This window comes from Sphingomonas sp. SRS2 (assembly GCF_000971055.1).
GTDB lineage: Bacteria > Pseudomonadota > Alphaproteobacteria > Sphingomonadales > Sphingomonadaceae > Rhizorhabdus.
Window position 1 is genome coordinate 1 of the sequence record NZ_LARW01000068.1, and the last position, 18,404, is coordinate 18,404.

At 63.5% G+C, this 18,404-nt stretch carries 21 protein-coding genes; 11 read left to right on the forward strand and 10 right to left on the reverse strand.

All coding sequences use genetic code 11. The features are described from left to right. Nucleotides 1-105: 105 nt before the first annotated feature. From WP12_RS07625 to WP12_RS07635, 3 genes are read right to left on the reverse strand one after another with little or no spacing between them, the layout of a single operon-like run. On the reverse strand, nucleotides 106-864 hold the full coding sequence (locus WP12_RS07625) for a GNAT family N-acetyltransferase (RefSeq protein WP_046193118.1): 759 nt from the start codon (nucleotides 862-864) through the stop codon (nucleotides 106-108). 31 nt (nucleotides 865-895) lie between these two features. Then, entirely contained in the window at nucleotides 896-1,795 is a 900-nt protein-coding gene (locus WP12_RS07630; RefSeq protein ID WP_046193136.1) for an LOG family protein, read from the reverse strand. 56 nt (nucleotides 1,796-1,851) lie between these two features. Further along, a complete protein-coding gene (locus tag WP12_RS07635) occupies nucleotides 1,852-2,499 on the reverse strand; it encodes an extensin-like domain-containing protein (protein ID WP_052730268.1) in 648 nt (215 codons plus the stop codon). A 232-nt stretch (nucleotides 2,500-2,731) separates the two neighbouring features. On the opposite strand from WP12_RS07635, the gene WP12_RS07640 reads away from it, so the two are divergent. The 3 genes from WP12_RS07640 to WP12_RS26215 all read left to right on the forward strand — a co-directional run bounded on the left by WP12_RS07640 (nucleotide 2,732) and on the right by WP12_RS26215 (nucleotide 4,598). Beyond that, entirely contained in the window at nucleotides 2,732-3,322 is a 591-nt protein-coding gene (locus WP12_RS07640) for a hypothetical protein (RefSeq protein WP_046193120.1), read from the forward strand. Between the two features lie 74 nt (nucleotides 3,323-3,396). Beyond that, nucleotides 3,397-4,026 carry a hypothetical protein gene (locus WP12_RS07645; protein ID WP_152663931.1) on the forward strand — a complete coding sequence of 210 codons (630 nt, stop codon included), beginning with the start codon at nucleotides 3,397-3,399 and terminating at the stop codon, nucleotides 4,024-4,026. A gap of 47 nt (nucleotides 4,027-4,073) precedes the next feature. Then, complete coding sequence (locus WP12_RS26215) at nucleotides 4,074-4,598, forward strand: hypothetical protein (protein ID WP_046193122.1); 525 nt, start codon at nucleotides 4,074-4,076, stop codon at nucleotides 4,596-4,598. Nucleotides 4,599-4,981: 383 nt separating this feature from the next. Here WP12_RS26215 and WP12_RS07655 read toward each other — a convergent pair whose 3' ends face one another. From WP12_RS07655 to WP12_RS07665, 3 genes are read right to left on the reverse strand one after another with little or no spacing between them, the layout of a single operon-like run. After that, on the reverse strand, nucleotides 4,982-5,392 hold the full coding sequence (locus WP12_RS07655) for an FKBP-type peptidyl-prolyl cis-trans isomerase (RefSeq protein ID WP_046193123.1): 411 nt from the start codon (nucleotides 5,390-5,392) through the stop codon (nucleotides 4,982-4,984). Nucleotides 5,393-5,410: 18 nt separating this feature from the next. Next, nucleotides 5,411-5,809, reverse strand: coding sequence for a DUF4345 domain-containing protein (locus WP12_RS07660; RefSeq protein ID WP_046193124.1), 399 nt, complete (start codon nucleotides 5,807-5,809; stop codon nucleotides 5,411-5,413). Beyond that, complete coding sequence (locus WP12_RS07665; RefSeq protein WP_046193125.1) at nucleotides 5,806-6,264, reverse strand: DUF2721 domain-containing protein; 459 nt, start codon at nucleotides 6,262-6,264, stop codon at nucleotides 5,806-5,808. The genes WP12_RS07660 and WP12_RS07665 overlap by 4 nt, the downstream gene beginning before the upstream one ends. Before the next feature lie 237 nt (nucleotides 6,265-6,501). On the opposite strand from WP12_RS07665, the gene WP12_RS07670 reads away from it, so the two are divergent. Then, complete coding sequence (locus WP12_RS07670; protein WP_046193126.1) at nucleotides 6,502-6,783, forward strand: hypothetical protein; 282 nt, start codon at nucleotides 6,502-6,504, stop codon at nucleotides 6,781-6,783. Between the two features lie 59 nt (nucleotides 6,784-6,842). On the opposite strand, the gene WP12_RS07675 is transcribed toward WP12_RS07670, so the two are convergent. Next, nucleotides 6,843-8,051 (reverse strand): LL-diaminopimelate aminotransferase, encoded by a 1,209-nt coding sequence (locus tag WP12_RS07675; RefSeq protein ID WP_046193127.1) that lies wholly within the window; start codon nucleotides 8,049-8,051, stop codon nucleotides 6,843-6,845. A gap of 126 nt (nucleotides 8,052-8,177) precedes the next feature. On the opposite strand from WP12_RS07675, the gene WP12_RS07680 reads away from it, so the two are divergent. The 4 genes from WP12_RS07680 (at nucleotide 8,178) to murA (ending at nucleotide 12,951) form a co-directional block, all read left to right on the forward strand. After that, nucleotides 8,178-9,944, forward strand: coding sequence for a PHA/PHB synthase family protein (locus WP12_RS07680; RefSeq protein ID WP_046193128.1), 1,767 nt, complete (start codon nucleotides 8,178-8,180; stop codon nucleotides 9,942-9,944). A 195-nt stretch (nucleotides 9,945-10,139) separates the two neighbouring features. Next, on the forward strand, nucleotides 10,140-10,946 hold the full coding sequence (locus WP12_RS07685) for a phasin family protein (protein ID WP_046193137.1): 807 nt from the start codon (nucleotides 10,140-10,142) through the stop codon (nucleotides 10,944-10,946). Between the two features lie 208 nt (nucleotides 10,947-11,154). Further along, nucleotides 11,155-11,481: an ATP-dependent Clp protease adapter ClpS gene (gene clpS, locus WP12_RS07690; protein WP_046193129.1), complete on the forward strand. Its 327-nt coding sequence runs from the start codon at nucleotides 11,155-11,157 to the stop codon at nucleotides 11,479-11,481. Nucleotides 11,482-11,667: 186 nt separating this feature from the next. Next, nucleotides 11,668-12,951 (forward strand): UDP-N-acetylglucosamine 1-carboxyvinyltransferase, encoded by a 1,284-nt coding sequence (murA, locus tag WP12_RS07695; protein ID WP_046193130.1) that lies wholly within the window; start codon nucleotides 11,668-11,670, stop codon nucleotides 12,949-12,951. 50 nt (nucleotides 12,952-13,001) lie between these two features. On the opposite strand, the gene WP12_RS07700 is transcribed toward murA, so the two are convergent. Then, nucleotides 13,002-13,562: a hemerythrin domain-containing protein gene (locus tag WP12_RS07700; protein WP_046193131.1), complete on the reverse strand. Its 561-nt coding sequence runs from the start codon at nucleotides 13,560-13,562 to the stop codon at nucleotides 13,002-13,004. 231 nt (nucleotides 13,563-13,793) lie between these two features. Between WP12_RS07700 and WP12_RS07705 the strand changes: the two genes are divergently transcribed. Beyond that, nucleotides 13,794-14,657: a winged helix DNA-binding protein gene (locus WP12_RS07705; protein ID WP_084691027.1), complete on the forward strand. Its 864-nt coding sequence runs from the start codon at nucleotides 13,794-13,796 to the stop codon at nucleotides 14,655-14,657. Nucleotides 14,658-14,735: 78 nt separating this feature from the next. Here WP12_RS07705 and WP12_RS07710 read toward each other — a convergent pair whose 3' ends face one another. Both WP12_RS07710 and WP12_RS07715 read right to left on the reverse strand, forming a co-directional pair. Beyond that, a complete protein-coding gene (locus tag WP12_RS07710; protein ID WP_046193132.1) occupies nucleotides 14,736-16,055 on the reverse strand; it encodes a cystathionine gamma-synthase family protein in 1,320 nt (439 codons plus the stop codon). A 67-nt stretch (nucleotides 16,056-16,122) separates the two neighbouring features. Continuing rightward, nucleotides 16,123-16,689: a helix-turn-helix domain-containing protein gene (locus WP12_RS07715; RefSeq protein ID WP_046193133.1), complete on the reverse strand. Its 567-nt coding sequence runs from the start codon at nucleotides 16,687-16,689 to the stop codon at nucleotides 16,123-16,125. Nucleotides 16,690-16,852: 163 nt separating this feature from the next. On the opposite strand from WP12_RS07715, the gene WP12_RS07720 reads away from it, so the two are divergent. Beyond that, complete coding sequence (locus WP12_RS07720; protein WP_046193134.1) at nucleotides 16,853-17,449, forward strand: SOUL family heme-binding protein; 597 nt, start codon at nucleotides 16,853-16,855, stop codon at nucleotides 17,447-17,449. 251 nt (nucleotides 17,450-17,700) lie between these two features. Then, the coding region (locus WP12_RS07725) for an outer membrane protein (RefSeq protein ID WP_046193135.1) at nucleotides 17,701-18,404 on the forward strand (704 nt) is incomplete at its 3' end.

An 18,404-nucleotide genomic window follows, 5' to 3' on the forward strand; every position in this document is an offset into this window, starting at 1 on the left:
CCCCCACCCACCCTCCCGATCCAGCGTAATATGTCGGGAGGTTGGGGGGGGGAGCGGGCCGGTACCGCTTCCACGTAAGTGAAACAAACTGTAGATTGCGGCCGATCACCCTATCGTGAAGCGATAGCTGCGCTGGCGGAAGCCGAGTGTGCGATAGAAGCCGTGGAAATTGCGCACTTCGATGTCGCTCATCGCCTCGATCAGCGTGCAGCCATCTTTTTCCAGCGCGGCGCGCGCGGCCTCAACCAGCGCGGTGCCGATGCCCTGCCGCCGCTCGTCCTGCGCGACGACGATCATGGTGATGCGGCCGATCGCCTCGCCGGCCAGTGTCGGCACCTTATGCGAGGTGATACAGCCGATGATCCCGCCCCGATCGGCGACGATCGCGGAAACGCCGCCGCGCATGGCCCTGGTCGTCGCGGCCGCATCAAGCTTCGCCAGCGCCGCGATGTCCGCCGCGTCGCCGGCCTTGGCCTTTCGGATCGTAAGGGGAGGCGGCTCGGGTGGCTTCGCCGGTACAGGCACGGAAGGCTTCGGAGGCGGCGCTCGGGTCTCTTGCGTTGGTTCGGCCTTCGGCGTCGGCCTAGGCTCAACTTCGGCTTTCGCCTTCCTGACTCGTGCATGTGTCGTACGGGCGGATTCGGCCCAGGTCGCCGCAATGCCTTTCTGGAGATAGGCGGTGATGTCGTCGACGGTTGCGGTGAGCCCTTCCGTGCCGAAGCCAAGCAGCGGCGTCCCGCTGGCGTCGGTCAGCCCGAAACGCCCAAAATCACCACCGGCCTTGCGCCGCCGCGATTTGACCAGCTTCAGGCCGCGATGGCGTGCTGCCTCGCGCAGGGCCTCGATGGGTTCGTCCGCCGCCATGACGGCAGAACGTCACCGGGGGCGAAAGGGTTCAGGCCGTCCTGGGCGGATCGCGGTGGAGATAGGCGCGGTCGCGGGTAGCATAATAGGTGGTAAGCTTATCCCACGCTTCCTCGGCGGTCTCGACGAAGCGAAACAGGTTGAGGTCGGCCTCACTGATCACGCCCTCTTCGACCAGTCCGTCGAAATTGACGACCTTGCGCCAGAACTCCTCGCCGAACAGGAAGATCGGCAGCTGCGCCACCTTTCCTGTCTGGACCAGGGTCAGAAGCTCGAACAGTTCGTCGAAGGTGCCGAAGCCGCCAGGAAAGGCCGCGACCGCGCGGGCGCGCAGCAGGAAGTGCATCTTGCGCAGCGCGAAATAGTGGAACTGGAAGCTCAGATGCGGGGTGACATAGGCGTTCGGCGTCTGCTCGAACGGCAGGACGATATTGAGGCCGATCGATTCCGCATCGACATCGTCGGCGCCCCGATTGGCCGCCTCCATGATCGAGGGACCACCGCCCGAGCAGACCACGAACTGGCGCTTGCCGTCGGCGTCGGCCGGGCATTCGCTGGAAAGCTGCGCGAGCCTTCGCGCCTCGTCATAATATTTGCTCTTGGCGCGCAGCCGTTCGGCGATATGCCGTTGCCGGTCGGTCGTCGCCGCGTTGACCAGCGCGTCGGCCTTGTCGGGCGCGGGGATGCGCGCCGATCCGTAGATCACGAAGGTCGAGCCGATATTGGCCTCATCGAGCAGTAGCTCGGGCTTGAGCAGTTCGAGCTGGAAGCGGATCGGACGCAGATCCTCGCGCAGCAGGAATTCGGGGTCCTGAAAGGCCAGCTTATAGCTGCTGTCGGTGGTCTGCGGTGTTTCGGTCGCGGTCTCGGCGACTGCCGCATCCTCTTTGGCGCGGGCAAAGACGCGCTTCGGTACTTTTCGATGTGCCATCATATTCTCATTACAGATAGGAAGCTTTCACTAGCATTACAGCCGCCGCGCCTAATTTATCGGCAATAGGGGCCTCTGCCCATGTCGAAGTGGAAATGGTCGTGGTGAAGCGCGTTCGCTTCCGGCCCCAGCACCACTGAGAAGCGCCCGCACGCCGATTTATGCAGCGCGCGGAGGAATCCCCGGATCTGCGGATCGTCGCCGTTCCAGCCTTCCTTCACAGTGATACGGCGTCCGTCCTTCAGCCGGAAGGCGGCGATGTCGATCGCGTTGGCGCGGCCATGTTCGGACAGGCGGTTGCCTGCCTGGTTGTTCACGGGGCGGCAGGCGAACGAGCCGAAGCTGTCGATCCGCGTCACATATCCGTTGAGCCAGCGGGTCGCCTGTGCGGTGACATCCTCGCGTATCCAGCGCGCGAAAGGCGCGGCGAGGGTGCATTTTACCGCGCCGAGATTGGTCACGGGGATGCCGATCGCCACCAGCTTGACCGCCGAGGTCGCCGAGCAGCCATTGTCGAAGTTGCGGTCGGGAAGGGCGTCGATTTGCGACCCTTCGGCGCGCATCATCGCGACGCACTTCGCGAAGCGCTCGGGGCTCTCGGCGGGCGGACGCCAGCCACCGCCGGGCGAGCGGCCCGCGGGGATACAGCCCGCGAGCGACAGCAGCGCAATGCAGGCGGCGAACGGGCGGAGCGCGGGTCTCAACAGCGCTCATATTTCCAGTTGGGACGCTTGCCGGCCAAGAGGATTGCCTTGGCGATATAGTCGTCGACGCGCGGGTCCGGTTTCATGCCGCGATGCTCGCCTGTAGCGGTGACAAGTCAAGCCTAAACGGTGCGGCGTCTGGAGAGTTTACCTTTAAACCCTTTCAACCTGATGGTTTATCGCGCAGAATGCCCGCAGGCCGGCATCTTCGGGTGTCCGATCGGGGGTGGAAATGACTAGATCTTTCGGCAGGCTGGGCCAGGGGCTCGGCGCGGCCCTTATCTTATTCGCCACGGGAGCACAGGCCGCCGACCCGCCCTCGCGCGCCGCGGCGATGGCCGCCGCCGATGCCGCCGCCGGACTTCCGGTCGCGCCCGAGACGGGGCCGGTCTGCGCCACGCCGCCGCCGTCGGGCGAGAAGCTGGCGGGGGACATGAAGCTGGCGTCCGAGGGGCACAGCGTGGAATTCTCCAATGCCGGGGGCGGTGACGCGCTGGTCAAGATGCGCCACGCCGCGACGAGCAAACTTGCGGCGAGCTTCTACCTGCGGAGCATGGAGGAGGTCACGGTCGAAGGTGTGCCCGACGGCACCTACCGCATCCAATATGCCTTCGGCCCGGCGCTCGCTCCCGACTGCAAATCCTTCACCCGGATCATCCGTGCGCGCGAATTGCCCGAGGTCGACGACATGCAGACCCAGGTGATCGAGACCGACGACCAGACCGAGGTGAAGCGCACCAGCGTTTCCTATGAACTATCGGTGACCGAGACCGCCAATGTGAAGCCGATCTCCATCGACGCGGCGGCTTTCAACGCCGAGTGAACATGGACGCACCCATTGGCCCCGCAGGCTACCCACCGCCAACCCTGATCCGGAAGCGCTCCGGATTGCGGCGCGTGCGGACGGTAATCCTGCTGCTGACGGTGCTGCTGGTGTTGCTGATCTACGCGATCAGCCAGTTCATGGTCGCAGAGGAGGCGCCCGCGCCTGCCCCTGCCGCACCCGTGGCGGTCGACGCGACGGGGGCGGGCGATGCCGACAGCAACGCAGCCGCGCTGCCCGACACCGCCGCCGGGCAGGATATGATCGTCGAGCAGCCGATAGATCCGGCAACGCCGGCGCCGCCGACGCCGGATGCGCGCCAGCCCAATCGCTGGTATTATGTCAATGCGCTGGGTGACGGTCCGGGCGTGATCTACAGCCGCACGGGCGGCCAGTGGAATTTCGCGTTCGCCTGCACGACCCGCACCAGGGCGATCGAGTTCATCGCGGTGGGCACCGGTGCGCCAGGCGATTTTGACAAACAGGCGATCAGAGTCGGTAAGGTCAAGCTGATGATGGACGCCAGCTATTCGCAGGACGGCGGCGGGACGATCATTTCGGTCCTGCCCGCCACTCATGCCTTTTTCAACGCGCTTGACGGCACGAAGCCGATGGAGATCCAGCTCCACGCGACGCGGAAGACGATCGTCCCGATCGGCCCCGCGGTCATTCGACTCATCAAGACCTGCCGCGGGGGCTCCTGATCTCCTCGGGGGTTTTCTTCCGCCAGCGAATCCGTCATGGGCGATGAATGGCTTCCCGATCGACCGATATAAGGTGGCTCGCCTTGCCGCTGGCCCTCAGCGCCTGTGCGACGCCCCCGGCTCCGCCGCCGCAGCAGGCACCGCCGCCGCCGCCGCCCGTAGCCGCTGCTCCGCCGCCGTTGAGCGGCGACTGGCGGGACTGGCCGCTGACCCCGGGGCGTTGGCGCTACATGCCCGGCAATATGTCGTCATCGGCGCGCTATGGTGATGGGGCCGCGATCCAGTTCGCGATATCGTGCGATCCCGCGACGCGCCGTGTGACGATCATGCGGGCGGGCAGGACGAGTGAACTCGCCATCACCACCTCCTATCGGACGGCACGCTTCCCAGCGGGGCATGTCGACGAGAATGGCACGGCGATGAGCGCGGTCATCCTGAATGCCAGGGACGCGTTTTTCGACGAGATGGTGTTCAGCCGGGGCCGGATCGCGGTTGTGTCGCCGGGGCTGCCAAGCCTGGCGATTCCAACCTGGGCGGAGCCGGCGCGAGCGATCGAGGATTGCCGAAAATAATTTTGAAAACAAGGCTTGTTCGTAACGTGCGAATGACTCATGTTAAAGTTCTTGGCAACTTTGCGAAAGGAGGTGACCGATGTCTCATGGTTCAGCATGGAGGTCGGTTCTGTCCGTTCGGGGAACGCGCGTCTAACGCGCCACTTGTTCTCCGGGCCGGCACTCCGGCCGCTGACCATGTTTGGAGTTGCCGGGGCGCAGGCCCCGGCAACTCTTTTCATTTTGGGGTGTCTCGAAAATCAGCTCATACCGGCCTGCAAAGCGCGATTGTCTGCGGGTCGGTGCTCACGTACATGAAGTAGGCTGCGCGCCGATGCTCGAAAATCCCCCTTTTCGGCTCGATCTGAGCTGATTTTCGAGACACCCCAGCCGGGCGATTTTCCTCATTCGACGCGGACGAGTTCGATGTCGAAGATCAGCCAGCTATTTGGCGGGATGGTGTCGTCGCCCTGCGCACCATAGCCGGCCGACGGCGGCAGGATCAGCGTGCGGTGGCCGCCCACCTTCATCCCCGCCACGCCGGTATCCCAGCCGGGTATGACCTCCCCGGCGCCGAGCGTGAACGTGAAAGGCCGGCTGCCGCGCGACGAATCGAACTTCTTGCCGCGCATGCGGTCCAGATAGAGCCAGCCGCTATAATGGACCGTCACGGTCTGGCCGTTCTGCGCCACAGCGCCAGCGCCGATCTTTACGTCCTCGGCTTTCGTGCCATCGGGCAGGGTGACGGGTGCGGCCCACGCGGCGGTCGTCGCGACGGCGGCGATGGGAGCAAGGAGGACGCTGCGGAAGGTCATGAAAATTGTCTCCGGACATCAGGCATCTTGAATGGATTGCCCCGCTACGCGCGCCTGCCACAGCATCAGCAGCGGCACCACGACCAGTTCCATGGCGAGGCCAAGCTGGTGGCCGATGGCGGGCGCGCCAACCATCGCCCAGCTGAGTGCGCGGGCGAGGCCGCCCATGATGACCATCGCGCCTAGCAGGCGGAAGCGTGGCCCCTGGCGCTCGATCGCCGCGATGGTCGAAGCGAAGGCGAAGCCGAGCATCAGGAAGATGCCCGAGAGATAGCGGAAGTGGCTGTCGAGGCTGACGGGCAACTCGTCAAGCCGGAACATGCCGACGCCGCGCAGGACGCCATCCAGCCCGGTCAGGATCGGCACGAGGCAGGCGATCGTCACGACGCCCTGGAGAAGCCGGCGCTCGCGCATCATTCGCGTTCGAGCAGTTCGTCCTGAACGCGGGTTGCTTCCACAGCGATGCGCACTTCATAGAGGAAATAGCCCAGGCCCACGATCAGCAGCAGCATGGCCAGGATGAAAGCGGTCGCCAGTGTCTGCCCGAGCGCGAGATCGAACAGCGCGGCGCTGAACAATCCGGCGATGACCACGCAGATCAGCACCGCGCTGAGGGTGCACAGGACGAGCGCCCGGTTGGCGTATTTCATCCGCAGGTCGATCAGGCGAAGCTGCTGGACCTGATAGGCATGGCTCGGGTCGTCCTTTGGCGTGAAATTCTGCTCGATCCAGCGCGCTCGATCGATCACGCGCCCGAGCCGCCCCGTGAGCATCGCCAGCATCGCGCCGGTCGCGGTCAACAGGAAGGATGGCGCGAGAGCCAGCGAGATGGCGTGGGCGACGCTATCGGTCGCGGAAGGGATTACCACCATTTGATGCGCTCCCTGCTCGGATGGCTGTGGCCGATATGCGGCTCTTCGCCGATGAAGCCAGTCCTAACGTGATGCGGGCCAGATGCAATTCGCGCAGCCACGCTTGCGCCATACACACTCAATGCAAAATCTGCACTCGTTCCACCGTAATAATCAATTGCGAACTTTGCGAGTGAAAGAGATGTTGCATCGCACAATAAAGAGGACCTGCTGGCTCAATTCGAAGGGAGATTTGTGATGAAGACTTTTCTTATGCTCGCACTTCTGTCGTCGGTCGCCACGGCGCCGGCAATGGCCGAAAGCTTCACCCGCGATGGCGTGTCCTATGAGTATGCCGTCGCGTCGAAGGACGGCTATCAGCTGGTCACCGGCACCAACGTCTCCACCGGCGAAGCGTTCAGGCTTCGTATCCAGGGCGATGCGGTTTCAGGCGATTATGCGGGCGCATCCGTGCGGTTCCGCACGTCGGGCGAGCTGGCGGCCAAATCCGGCGGCGCATCGGTCTTCGCCGCGAAATAAGCTTATCCAGTTAAGTTCAATAATCGAGGGAGGCGGGCGACCGCCTCCCTCTTTTAATGTCAGCTCGCGGTCTTGGTGCCGACATTGGCGCCCATCGACTGGAGATAGCGCTTCACGTTGCGCGCCGCCTGACGGATGCGCTGCTCGTTCTCGACCATCGCGATGCGGACAAAGCCTTCGCCGTCCTCGCCATAGCCGACCCCCGGCGCCACCGCGACGCCGGCATGGGTGAGCAGCTGCTTCGAGAATTCGAGGCTGCCGAGATGCGCGACCGCCGGGGGCAACGGCGCCCAGCAGAACATCGACGCACGTGACGGCGGAATATCCCATCCCGCACGTGCGAAGCTCTCCACCAGCACGTCGCGGCGGCGCTTATAAAGTTCGCGGTTCTTCTCGACGATGTCCTGCGGACCATTGATCGCCGCTACCGCCGCCGCCTGGATCGGCGTGAACGCGCCATAATCCAGATAGGATTTCACGCGGGTCAGCGCCGAGATCAGCTGTTTGTTGCCCACCGCGAAGCCCATCCGCCAGCCGGCCATGCTGTAGGTCTTCGACATCGAGGTGAACTCGACAGCGACATCCTTGCCGCCGGGCACCTGGAGGATCGAAGGTGTCGGCACGCCGTCATAATAGAGTTCCGAATAAGCGAGATCGGAGAGCACCCAGATCTTGTGCTCCTTCGCCCAGGCGACGAGTCGCTCGTAAAAGGCGAGGTCCACTACTTCGGCGGTGGGGTTCGACGGATAGCCGACCACCAGCACCGAGGGCTTTGGCACGGTGAACTTCACCGCGCGGTCTAGTGCTTCCCAATAGCGTTCGTCGGGCGTGGTCGGCACCGAGCGGATCGTCGCCCCGGCGATGATGAAGCCGAAGGTGTGGATGGGATAGCTCGGGTTGGGCGCCAGCACGACGTCGCCCGGCGCGGTAATCGCCTGTGCAAGGTTCGCCAGACCTTCCTTTGAGCCGAGCGTGACGACGACCTCGCTATCGGGATCGACATCGACCCCGAAGCGGCGCTGATAATAATTGGCCTGCGCCTTGCGCAGCCCCGGAATGCCCTTCGACGCGGAATAGCCGTGCGCGTCGGGATTGCGCGCGACTTCGCACAGCTTGTCGATGACATGCTGCGGAGGCGGCAGATCGGGGTTGCCCATGCCAAGGTCGATAATGTCCTCGCCCCGCGCTCGCGCCGCCGCCCGCATCGCGTTCACTTCGGCGATGACATAAGGGGGTAGGCGTTTGATGCGGTAAAATTCCTCGGACATTGTCATTCCTTTGGGTTTCGGACTTGGCGAGCAGGACGGTATCCCCCATGTTCGCCGCAGCGACCTATACAGATTCTGTGCGTCGATTGCAGGCGCATCATGAAAAAAGCTTGGTTGGAGCTGCGCATGGCCGAGATCGACGAAGACTGGGGCAAGACCGTGGACGGCGAGAATGCTCACACGCCTTCGCTCACCGAGGTTCAGCACTGGACCGGCGTGATCGGTCAGGCGCAGCAGATGTTGATGGAGCATGTCGCCGAGGCGATGGCGAATGCGCCAGCCGATCTGACTTTGCCGGCGATGCCGACGCCGATCTTCGCCGACCCCGAAAAGTTTGCGGCCCAGCAGAGCGAACTGATCAAGGCCGGTCTCGGCCTGTTCGGACAAATGTTCCAAGGTTCGCCCGGCGCGGAGGCCGCGCATGATCGTCGCTTCAAGGCAGCACAATGGCGTGAAACGCCGATCTTCGGGATCATGGCCGACGCCTATCTGCTGCTGTGCGATGCATGGATCAAAGGCGTCGATACGCTGGAAGGCCTCGACCCGCGCCAGCGCGAGCGGCTGAAATTCGGCGTCCGGGCGATCGCCGATGCGATGTCCCCATCCAATTTCCCGCTGACCAATCCACTGGTGCTGGAGCGAATCTTCGAGACGCGCGGCGAGAACCTGTTGCACGGCCTTGACCATATGCTCGCTGACCTCGGCAAAGGGCAGCTCACCCATGCCGACACCAATGCGTTCGAACTGGGCCGCAACATCGCCGCCACGCCCGGCAAGGTCATCCACGAAACGCCGCTTTACCAGCTGATCCACTATGCGCCGACCACCGCGACGGTGCTCGAGACCCCGCTGCTGATCTTCCCGCCCTGGATCAACCGTTTCTATATCCTCGACCTCAACCCCAATAGCAGCTTCATCCGCTGGGCGATCGGGCAGGGGCTATCGGTGTTCGTCGTCTCGTGGAAGTCGGCCGACGAGAGCATCGCCGATGTGATCATGGACGACTATGTCGTGAGGGGTCAGGTCGACGCGATCGAGACGGTGCGCGAGTTGCTTGGGGTCGAGCAGGTCCACACCATCGGTTACTGCGTCGCGGGGACCGCGCTCGCGATGACGCTGGCCTATCTCGCGGGGAAGGGCGAGGCCGGGCAGGTCGCCAGCGCCACCTTCTTCACCGCGCAGATCGATTTCAGTGAGGCGGGTGACCTCAATCTGTTCGTCGACGACGAGCAGCTTCAGTTGCTGGAAACGCTGACCGCGGAAACCGGCGTGCTCGACGGACGCTATATGGCGGCGACGTTCAACCTGCTGCGCGGGCGCGACCTGATCTGGAATTATGTCGTCCAGAATTACCTGTTGGGCGAAGAGTATCCGGCCTTCGACCTGCTTTACTGGAATGGCGACACCACCAATCTGCCCGCCAAGTGGCACAGCGCCTATCTTTCGGATCTGTATCGCGACAACAAGCTGGTCGAGCCCGGTGCGCTGACCATCGACGGCGTGCCGATTGATCTTCGCCGCATCGCGACGCCCGCTTATGTGCAGGCTGGCCGCGAGGACCATATCGCGCCAGGCCGGAGCGTCTGGAAGCTCACCGAGCATCTCGCCGGGCCGGTGCGCTTCGTGCTGGCCGGATCGGGGCATATCGCCGGGGTGGTCAATCCGCCGTCCGCGAACAAATATCAATATTGGACCAGTGACCAGCCGGCGGACAGCCTCGAAGCGTTTGAGGCTGTGGCCCGCGAGACGAAGGGAAGCTGGTGGCCCGACTGGCGGTTGTGGCTTGAAGGGCTGGGCAGCAAGGCGGTGCCGGTCAAGGGCGCGCGCTTGCCGGGGCAGGGCAAGTTGGCTGCGATTGAGGACGCCCCAGGCCGCTATGTGCGGACGCGCTGACACGCAACTGCAAAATGTTTTCGCTATCCGGGAACTCCCCTGACCGTTCGATGTTGTCGGCACGCGCATGTTTTTCCCAGTTTTTCGGGAAAAATTGCGCCTCTCCCTCTGTTATGCTGCACTGCACAATCAATCTTGCATTTGCTCAGGAAATGAGTATTGTGCATCGCATCATCCATGATGGATTTCGATTCGATGGCGGATAAAGGTCCGGTAAAGGGCAAACTGACGCGTTCGGCGAAGCCCGCTCACAAGGCTCCGGCCAAGCCGGTGGTTGCGACGGCGAAGGCCGCCGCGCGTGAGGTGAAGGCGCCTGTGCCAACGCCGGCTCCGGTGATTGCGAAGCCTGCCACCCCGGAGGTGAAGCCCCCCGCGGAAGTGGCGAAGCCCACCCCGGTTGCAGCCAAGCCGGTCACGCCCGCACCTGCGCCTGCGCCGGTGGTGGCGAAGATCGCAGAAATCGCGGCGAAACCGGTCGCAAAGATTGCGTCGCCGGTCGCCGAATCCGCCCCGGCAGCGTTACCGCCGGAAAAGAAGGGAATGACCGTCATGGCCGCTACCATCCAACCCAAGCCGAAGGCTGCTGCTGAAAAGGTTCAACTGATGATTGCTGATTTCAACGATCGTGCGAAGGCCGCGTTCGAAAAGACCGCGAAGGCCGGCGAAGAACTGACCGAGTTCACCAAGGGCAATATGGAAGCTCTTGCCGTGTCGGCGAAGACCGCCGCCAAGGGCGCGGAAACGCTGGGCCAGGAACTGGCCGACTATGGCAAGAAGAGCTTCGAGACCGCCACGGCGACGATGAAGACTCTCGCCACGGTCAAGACCCCGACCGAGCTTTTCCAGATCCAGAGCGATTACGCCAAGTCGTCGTTCGACAGCGCGGTCGCCGAGGCGTCCAAGCTCAGCGAAGCATGGCTCAAGCTGGCCGGCGACATCTTTCAGCCGATTTCGAGCCGCTACGCGCTCGCGGCAGAGAAGATCAAGTCCGCCGCACTCTGACCCTTTAGCGTCAGCTTGCAGATATCGCGCCGGCCGCTCTCGTTCGAGGGCGGCCGGTTCGCTTTTTGGACAGGCTTTGACGGGGCGGCGATAGCCAGCCTCTTGCCGAAACGGCACCCGTTGCCATATTCTGCTCTTCACCCCCGTTTGAAGTGCGAGTCCTGTTCCGACGATGAGTCAGCTTTCCAACCCGACAGAGCCGACCGCGATGGCCAACCGCAAGGATGGCGACGACAATGGAACGGGCGTGGGCCTCGCGACCCGTACCCGGACGCGAACGAAGAAGCCGTCGCCCTATAAGGTGCTGATGCTCAACGACGATTATACGCCGATGGAATTCGTCGTGCTGTGCCTCCAGCGTTTTTTCCGGATGAGCATCGAGGATGCGACGCGGGTGATGCTCAGCGTCCACCAGAAGGGCGTCGGGGTGTGCGGCGTGTTCAGCTATGAGGTCGCCGAAACGAAGGTGAGTCAGGTCGTCGACTTTGCGCGCCAAAACCAGCATCCTCTTCAATGCACACTTGAAAAGGCCTGAGGGCTTTTTCACGCTTTCCTTGATTTTGGTTCTCCAACGCCAGAGGGTGAGCCTCTGCTGCCGTTGGCGTGATCGCTAGCACCCCGACGCGCTGCATGCGCTTGTCTGTTTGAACCTCTTTGGCTTCGACCGTGATAACGGCATCGCAACGCTTGCGCGTTTCTGGAGAGGCGATAAACGCAGCACATGGATTGCATCAATATTCGCGGCGGCAACCGCCTCAAGGGGCGGCTGCCCATCTCGGGCGCGAAGAACGCCGCTCTGACGCTGCTGCCTTGCGCGCTGCTCAGCGAGGAGCCGCTGACCCTCACCAATCTGCCGCGGCTCGCCGATGTCGACAGCTTCGGACATCTTCTGAACGAGCTCGGCGTCTCGACGACCGTGCAGCGCGGGACCGGCGATGTGATCGGACGCGAGATGCGGATGTCGGCGAAGGCGATCGCCTCGACCGTCGCGCCGTATGACATCGTCCGCAAGATGCGTGCGTCGATCCTGGTGCTTGGCCCGCTGCTTGCGCGCGCCGGCGAGGCGACGGTTTCGCTGCCCGGCGGCTGCGCGATCGGCAACCGCCCGATCGACCTGCATTTGAAGGCGCTAGAGGCGCTCGGCGCGGAGATCGAACTGGCGGCTGGTTATGTTCGGGCTACCGCGCCGTCAGGCGGGCTTACCGGCGGGAGAATCAATTTCCCGGTGGTTTCGGTCGGTGCGACCGAGAATGCTCTGATGGCCGCCGTGTTGGCGCGCGGCGAGACCGTGATGGAGAACGCCGCACGCGAGCCGGAGATCGTGGATCTGTGCCGCTGCCTTGTCGCAATGGGCGCCGAGATCGACGGCGTCGGCAGCGACCGGCTGACTATCCAGGGCAAGACCAGCCTGCACGGCGCCGAATATGCCGTGATGCCCGATCGCATCGAGGCCGGCAGCTATGCCTGCGCAGCGGCGATCACCGGCGGCGACCTGCTGCTGGCCGGGGCGCGGGCGGAGGATATGGAAGCCATCATCGCGGGCCTGCGCAGCGCCGGCGTCAGTGTCGACGAGGTCGCGGACGGGATCCATGTCCGCGCCGATGGCAAGCTTCAGGCGCTTACCGTATCGACCGCGCCGTTCCCGGCCTTCCCGACCGACATGCAGGCGCAGTTCATGGCAATGCTGGCGCTGGCGGAGGGCACGAGCGTGCTCACAGAGACGATCTTCGAGAATCGCTACATGCATGTGCCCGAGCTCACGCGGATGGGCAGCGACATCCAGGTCCATGGCCGCACCGCGGTGGTGAAGGGCGTCGACAAGCTGATCGGCGCCGAGGTGATGGCAACCGATCTGCGTGCTTCGATGAGTCTGATACTTGCAGGCCTGGCAGCCGAGGGCGAGACTCGCGTGCACCGGGTTTATCATCTCGACCGCGGCTATGAACGGCTGGAGGAGAAGCTGTCGGCGGTCGGCGCGGACATCGAGCGGCAGAGCGACGGCTGACGCCGCCAGCCGTTGCCGGCGAGCAACGGCAGAGAGCGGCTGGGCATCGATCAGGCGCGTTCGACCTCGTCGGGCTGCGCTTCGCACGTCTTGCCGGTTTCGCCGGTCGACGAAATCTGGTCGTAAAGCTCCGCCTGTCGCGCCCGCAGCGTTTCGCCGAGCGCATCGAGATCGATCTTCCCATCGCTATGCGCAGACTTGGCGTCCTCGAACATATCCTCGTCCTCCTCATCGATATGGTGGACGGTTTCTTCGCCAAGCACATGAACCTTCGCCGCGAACAGCTCTTCGGTGCCGTCGAGCTGCTCGAGCTCGGCGATGATGCGCTTGCCCGATTGATGCTCGACGATGCCCTCGTTGACCTCGTCGTCGCCCAGGATGGGCTTCAGTGCCGGGTAGAGGATCTCCTCCTCAATCGCCATATGGACGCTCAGCCGCATGCATAATTCGCGCGCTATCTCGGTCAGGCGCTGGGTGTCCGCCTCTTCGGCCTCGTCGAAAAGCGAGCGGAAGACATGATGCTCCTGCTTGAGCAAGCTGATCGCCAGGGGATCATCCTTGGCGACGACGTGCCGGCCCTGACTATTTCGCGCGCTGTATTTCCCGGACATAACGTCGCCTTTCTCTGACCCCAAATTCTCGAAACAAACGAAGCGTTGGCCGCCGATGTTCCGAAAACAGGCTCGTCCCGCGCGACACACGCGGGAACGTTACGGCTCCGGCGAACAGGTTGATCCATTCCGGAGCAATTCCCAGCTGACAGGAGGGCCTCGGTCGCTAGTTTTTCGAACAGATATCGAACATGGCTGACGCGTGTTGGTGGGGCCGCTGGAGGTCAAGTAATGGCGGATTGGAGCGATGCTCCTACAGTTCTGGTCTTCGGTGATACCGAAGCGGGCCGTGCTATGGCGGTCGCGTCGGCGACGGATAGCGGCGCGCGCGTCGCCGCATCTTTGCCGATCGAGCAGGCCCCGGAGCGCCTCGACAGCCAGATCGCCGTCGATGTGGTTATCGTGGATCTCACGATCGACCATGGCACGGGGCTCGATCAGCTGTTGCGGCGAATCGAAGATGCCGCGCGAGCGCGGCAATTTATAAGCATCCTCCTCATCGCACCCAGCCTGATCGATATCGCGGCTTCGGTGATCAGCCATGATGATATCGACCTGCAGGTAGGACGCGATCCGCACACACTCGGCCGCGCGCTGGCCCGGGCGTTCGAGCGGGGGCAACCGCAGTTGCGCGAGCCGCCGGAGAATGGGGAGGCCGCACGCCTGCAATATCTGACCGAGGCGGCGGAGCGGCATGGACGCGTGATGGCGGCGTCGCTCGATGGCGACAACGGTTCTGCCGCGTCGGGAATCGCATCCGCCGAAGACCCAGAGGAGACAGTCGGCGGCACCGAGATGACCGATGCCGCTGCGATCCGATCAATCATCCGCTCCCGCCGGCTGCGGGCGCACTTCTTCGGCAGCGGGCTGTTCGCCGACCCGGCATGGGACATATTGCTCGATCTCACCGCTGCCCGGATCGAGGGGCGGTCGGTTGCGGTGTCGAGCTTGTGCATCGCCGCGGCTGTGCCCGCCACCACCGCGCTGCGCTGGATCAAGCAGCTTACCGACATGGGATTTCTACGGCGGGTGGCCGATCCGGTCGATGGACGCCGGGTTTTTATCGAACTGACCGAACCGCCGCCCGATCGATGACGGCTTATTTCTCCGCGGTCTCCCTCGGCGCCCGGTTATAGGGCAGGGCCCTGCTCCGGACGCCGCGCCGTTCGCTGGTCAGCCGATCGCTTTAAGCGCCTGATCGAAATCGGCGATAAGATCGTCCGGGTCCTCGATGCCGATCGAGATACGCACGAGATTATCGCCGATATCGAGCGCTTTCTTGCGCTCCTCGGGCACCGACAGATGGGTCATGCCCGCGGGGTGGCTGGCCAGCGTCTCGGTTCCACCCAGACTCACCGCAAGTTTCGCGATCTTGAGCGCGTCCAGAAAGGCGAAGGCCTTGCGCTCTCCGCCCTTGAGGTAAAGCGAGAAGGTGGAGCCAGCGCCGTCGCAATGGCGGTTGTAGATATCAGCCTGGCGCGATCCGGGTTCCAGGAAGCCAAGATAGCCGACGCGGTCGACCTGTGGTTGATGCCGCAACCATTCGCAGACCTTCGCCGCATTCTCGCCGGCCCGGCTCATCCGCAGCTCGAGGGTTTCCAGCGAACGCAGCAGCATCCATGCGGTATTCGGATCTGTGATCGTGCCGATCGTGTTGCGCATGGCGCGGATCGGATCGAGCAGCGCCTTTGACCCGACCACGCCACCCGCGACGAGATCGCTGTGGCCGCCGGCATATTTGGTGAGCGAATAGACCACCATTTCGGCGCCATGTTTGAGCGGCTTCGACCAGAGCGGGCCGAGGAAGGTATTGTCGATGACGATCGGCGGCTTTTCCGCCTCATCCGCAAATGATTCGTCCCGCACATCGCGCACGGCCTGGACGTCGACGAGAGCGTTGGTGGGGTTGGCGGGGCTTTCAAGGTAGACGAACGCAACCCGGCCCTTGGCTTTCGCCGCCGTCATCACCGCCTGGATTTCCTCAGGTGTAGCTCCGGCCGGGAAATCGACCCAGGAGACGCCGAACCGGCCAAGGATGCGGGCGATCAGGGTTTCGGTCGCGGCATAGAGCGGCGCGGAATGGACGATTACGTCGCCGGGCCGGACCAGCGCCAGCATCAGCGTTGCGATGGCCGACATGCCGCTCGAGAAGCTCAGCGCGTCCTCCGCGTCTTCCCAGATGCCGAGCCGATCTTCCAATATCTCCTGGTCGGGCCCGTTGAAGCGGGAATAGACCAGGCCGTCGGCGCCGCCCGGCCGCTTGCCGGTCACGCCTTCGAAGTGGCGTTTGCCCGCGGCCGCGCTTTCGAAGACGAAGGTGGAGGTGAGGAAGATTGGCGGCTTGAGGGCTCCCTCGGACAGCATCGGATCATAGCCATGACCCATCATCAGGGTGGACGGCTTCAACCGGCGTCCGCCGATTTCCAGGATTTCAGGCTTGGGGCGTCGACGCGGCGTGGCGCCGCTCAGCTCGGCTTCGGTTGGTTTTGTCATGATGTTCCTGCAACATATTTTTATGATGGCAGGATGATGGGCTTACCCGGCGTTGCTGACAAGCACGTCAGCCCAGGGCGCGAAGCAATTGGGTCGTCACCGCGATCCACGGCGCGTCGGCGACCACCTGCTGGCGCGAGCCCTGTCCTGGCGGAAGCAACTGGAGGCGATTGCCCTCGCGTCCGATGAGGCGGCCGAACAGGAAGCGTTCGCCGGGCCGTGGCACGAGAACGTCGCGATTGAGCGCAGCGCCGAAGGCTTTGGGTTCAAGGCGTTCGAGCCAGACGATGTCGCCATGGCGATAATCGCCGACGCTGGCGTCGACGAGCATCGTCAGGCCGTCATGGGCCGGGCGTGGCAGTGCGGCGATCTGGGCGCTGCGCGGCGGCGTTGCGCCCTCCGGGCTCAGCAGGGCGACGATGTCGGGCATTGGTTGCTCCGGCGCGCGAACCAATTCGGCGGCCTCGACACCGAGGGCGCCTGCGATACGATTGAGCCAGGCGATCGATACCGTGCGCGTGCCCGTTTCCAGCCGGCCTATCGTCTGGGCCGTGGTCGGCGGGGCGCAGCGTTCCGCTACATCCTGCAGGGTAAGCCCCCGGGCATGCCGAACTTCCCGAATGCAGGTCTTCATGGGCCTCTTTCATGAACCAGTCTGGCTAAAGGCTTATCTACAGTTGCCCGGCTCATCGCAAGGCGCGGTCATATCATAGATGACCCGAGCCAATGGCAGGCCGAAGAAACTGGCAATTTTCCGGGGCGATGACTATTGAGCCGGCGCGGAACCGGAGCGGGCAATGGCGAAGATCGGTTGGGGTAGAATATTGGCAGGCGTGGCGACCGTTGCGGCGGCTGGCGCGGCCTATGTCTATTTCAAGCAGCGTACCGCGAAAGCGCCGGCCTACGAGCTGGTCCTTGCGGACGGTCCCTTCGAGATTCGGCGTTATCCGGCACTTTCCGTGCTCGCGACCGATCAATCCGGCTCGCGCGATCGCGCGCTAGGCACCGGTTTTGGGCGGCTTGCTGCTTATATGTTCGGCGAAGGCCGCGAGGGCGACGAGCTTCCCATCACCATGCCGGTGCTAGCCGAGCCGCTGGCGGAAGGTGCCTGGCGCATCCGCTTCCTGTTGCCCGAAGAAGCGAGTGGCGACACTATCGAACCGCCGGGCGAGAATATCGCGATAGCTGTGGTGCCTGCGCGCGAGGTGGCGGTGATGATGGTTCCGGGCAAGCCGACCGATCGGCTGCTCAAATCCCGAACCGGTGAACTGCAGCGCTGGCTGAAGGATCAGGGCAGGGTTGCAGCAGGGCTCGCCGAGCATGCTTATTACACCTCGCCGCTCAAGCCGGGCGCGCAACGCGCGAACGAAGTGTGGCTTCCGCTCGCGGGATGAAGGCAGCGGCGTCAAATCGTCGATAACTGTTGCTCTACTGCAACAGTTGAGAACGCAGATGAAATTTTTCCTATCCGATGCAACCCTTTCCCGAAACGTCCGTTTAGCGGCTGTCTGGGAGATGTGGTGCGGGGCCGGAATGGACCCTCATTATATTGGTACTTACCAGAAACAGATGCGCTTGCGCGTATCTGGAAGAATGGGTTAGTTGAACACAGTTCCATTTGGAACCTGTTGGAAAGGGGAATAATATGCGCAAGCTAGCCATCCTGGCAGCGCTCGCATCGACCGCGCTCGCAGCGCCGGCCTTTGCTCGTGATAATGCATGGTATGTCGGCGTCGAAGGCGGCGGCATGCTGATGGAAGACCTGAAGTTCGATGTTGGCGCTACGCCGACCGCGACGGCAGGCCAGGCCAGTGTCGATAGCAGCACCGGTTTCGACGTCGACGGCATCGTCGGTTACGACTTCGGAATGTTCCGCCTTGAGGGCGAAGTCGCCTACAAGCGCGCGAAGGTAAACAGCTTCACGACGACGGCGTCGCGTACGCCCGCCAATATCGGTGGTGTCGGCGCTCCTGCCGGAACCTATTCGGATGCGTCGGGCAAGAACAGCGCGCTCAGCTTCATGGTCAACGGCCTGCTCGACTTCGGTGGCGAGGAAGGCTTCTCGGGTTATGTCGGCGGCGGTGCCGGTATCGCTCGCGTGAAGTTCAGCGGCTATAATGTCTCTGGCGACGACTTCCTCAACGACAGCGATTCCAAGTTCGCATGGCAGGCAATCGCCGGCGTGCGTTACCCGGTTTCGACCAATGTCGATGTCGGCCTGAAGTACCGCTACTTCAATGTTAAGGATGCCAACGTCGTCGATCGTCTCGGCGCCGAATATGAGGGCACCTGGCGTTCGCACAGCCTTCTGCTGAGCCTCGTCTACAACTTCGGTGAGCCGGCTGCTCC

Coding starts and splice junctions, on each gene's coding strand:
- WP12_RS07625 (WP_046193118.1), bottom strand. CDS start 864: ATGGCGGCGGACGAACCCATCGAGGCCCTGCGCGAGGCAGCACGCCAT.
- WP12_RS07630 (WP_046193136.1), bottom strand. CDS start 1,795: ATGGCACATCGAAAAGTACCGAAGCGCGTCTTTGCCCGCGCCAAAGAG.
- WP12_RS07640 (WP_046193120.1), top strand. CDS start 2,732: ATGACTAGATCTTTCGGCAGGCTGGGCCAGGGGCTCGGCGCGGCCCTT.
- WP12_RS26215 (WP_046193122.1), top strand. CDS start 4,074: ATGGCTTCCCGATCGACCGATATAAGGTGGCTCGCCTTGCCGCTGGCC.
- WP12_RS07655 (WP_046193123.1), bottom strand. CDS start 5,392: ATGACCTTCCGCAGCGTCCTCCTTGCTCCCATCGCCGCCGTCGCGACG.
- WP12_RS07660 (WP_046193124.1), bottom strand. CDS start 5,809: ATGATGCGCGAGCGCCGGCTTCTCCAGGGCGTCGTGACGATCGCCTGC.
- WP12_RS07665 (WP_046193125.1), bottom strand. CDS start 6,264: ATGGTGGTAATCCCTTCCGCGACCGATAGCGTCGCCCACGCCATCTCG.
- WP12_RS07670 (WP_046193126.1), top strand. CDS start 6,502: ATGAAGACTTTTCTTATGCTCGCACTTCTGTCGTCGGTCGCCACGGCG.
- WP12_RS07675 (WP_046193127.1), bottom strand. CDS start 8,051: ATGTCCGAGGAATTTTACCGCATCAAACGCCTACCCCCTTATGTCATC.
- WP12_RS07680 (WP_046193128.1), top strand. CDS start 8,178: ATGGCCGAGATCGACGAAGACTGGGGCAAGACCGTGGACGGCGAGAAT.
- WP12_RS07685 (WP_046193137.1), top strand. CDS start 10,140: ATGGCGGATAAAGGTCCGGTAAAGGGCAAACTGACGCGTTCGGCGAAG.
- clpS (WP_046193129.1), top strand. CDS start 11,155: ATGGCCAACCGCAAGGATGGCGACGACAATGGAACGGGCGTGGGCCTC.
- murA (WP_046193130.1), top strand. CDS start 11,668: ATGGATTGCATCAATATTCGCGGCGGCAACCGCCTCAAGGGGCGGCTG.
- WP12_RS07700 (WP_046193131.1), bottom strand. CDS start 13,562: ATGTCCGGGAAATACAGCGCGCGAAATAGTCAGGGCCGGCACGTCGTC.
- WP12_RS07705 (WP_084691027.1), top strand. CDS start 13,794: ATGGCGGATTGGAGCGATGCTCCTACAGTTCTGGTCTTCGGTGATACC.
- WP12_RS07710 (WP_046193132.1), bottom strand. CDS start 16,055: ATGACAAAACCAACCGAAGCCGAGCTGAGCGGCGCCACGCCGCGTCGA.
- WP12_RS07715 (WP_046193133.1), bottom strand. CDS start 16,689: ATGAAGACCTGCATTCGGGAAGTTCGGCATGCCCGGGGGCTTACCCTG.
- WP12_RS07720 (WP_046193134.1), top strand. CDS start 16,853: ATGGCGAAGATCGGTTGGGGTAGAATATTGGCAGGCGTGGCGACCGTT.